This window comes from Streptomyces phyllanthi, from assembly GCF_009377205.1.
Taxonomy (GTDB): domain Bacteria; phylum Actinomycetota; class Actinomycetes; order Streptomycetales; family Streptomycetaceae; genus Streptomyces; species Streptomyces phyllanthi.
Map to the genome: position 1 here is coordinate 1 of NZ_VJZE01000906.1, position 1,340 is coordinate 1,340.

The window sequence follows — 1,340 nt, forward strand, 5'->3', positions numbered from 1 at the left end:
GGCGACGGAGCCGACAGCGGCGCCCAGCAGCGCGGCGAGTCCTGCGTCCATGTGCCAAGTCTTCCGCTTTTCTCAATCATCCGATGCGCCGGGGCTTCGTTCCCTTTCTTGTGGTGCATGGGACGGTCTGCGAAGGGACCGGGTCGCTTCTGGAGCCGGTCACTTCCCCCAGAGCTTCCGGTACGCCTCCCGGTAACCCTCCGGGTCCCAGGAGGACTTGCCGCCGCTGTTGTCGGCCGTGGTGATGTGGACCGGGGCGACGTAGCCGCTGGCGGGCTTGCCGGCGAAGGCGCGGTTGAACTCGTCGATGATCTGCCAGCCCTGCTCGGACAGCGGCTCGGGGACCGTCGCCGTCTGGAACTGCTTGCTGTTGATGCGCTGGAAGGCGGACGGATCGCCGTCTCCCGCACCGATGTTGAAGGGGGCTCCGTTGCCCTTCTTGCCCGCCGCGCGCAGGGACGGGGCGGCGTCGGCGAAGTACAGGTCGTTGATGGCGACGGAGTTGGTCCACTTGGTGCCGAAGCGGGACAGCAGCGCGGACACCTCTTGCGGCGTGCGGTTGCTGGCGTCGGCGATGGGGATGTTGGACGTCGTCAGGACCTTGACGTCGGAGCAGGTGGCGAGCTCCTTCTCGATCAGGTCCGACTTGCCCTTGGCGAAGGGGATGGATGCGTCGGTGAACACCACCACGCCGGCGCGGCCGTTGGACTGGCTGATGACCCAGTCCGCGCTGATCTTGGCGACGTCCTGGACCCTGGTGGTGACATTGCTGAAGAGTTTCGGGTTCGTGCTGGGGCCGGGGGCGTCCACTGCGTGCCAGCCGATGAGCGGGATGCCGGCGGCGTTGGCCTGGGCGACCTGCTGGGCGGTCGACTTGGGGTCGAAGCCGGACAGCACGATACCGTCGGGCTTGACGGCGACGGCCTGGCTGAGGGCGGCCTGGATGCCGGCCGGGGTGCCCTGGCCGTCGATGACGCGCATCTTCCATCCGATGGCCTTGGCGGCCTCCTTGACCCCCTCGGCGGTGCCGGCGACTCCCGGGTTGGTCATGCTCTGGGCCACGTAGACGACGGTCTTGCCGGGGACGGCCTCGGGGCCGGTGGTCGGGCCGTCCCAGGGGGCGTTGACGTCCTCGGCCGCCTTGACCGCGGCCTTGGCCTTGGCGAGGACGGCGGGGCAGCCGGCCTTCGAGTCGCTGACGGCGGCGGCGCTGCCGGCCTCGGAACCTCGGGTGCAGCCGACGGCGAAGGCCGTGACCAGGGCGAGCGCGGCCACAGCTCTCAGCGGCGCCGTGCGGGAGTGGCTGTACGACACGGACATGCTCCTTGCTGACGTACGGG

The 1,340-nt window shown here is 69.6% G+C and carries 1 protein-coding gene; it reads right to left on the reverse strand.

Going from position 1 to position 1,340, the window contains the following annotated elements:
* Window positions 1-159: 159 nt before the first annotated feature.
* Window positions 160-1,320 (reverse strand): substrate-binding domain-containing protein, encoded by a 1,161-nt coding sequence (locus FNH04_RS46030; protein ID WP_152792157.1) that lies wholly within the window; start codon window positions 1,318-1,320, stop codon window positions 160-162.
* Between the last annotated feature and the right edge of the window lie 20 nt (window positions 1,321-1,340).

Coding starts and splice junctions, on each gene's coding strand:
- FNH04_RS46030 (WP_152792157.1), bottom strand. CDS start 1,320: ATGTCCGTGTCGTACAGCCACTCCCGCACGGCGCCGCTGAGAGCTGTG.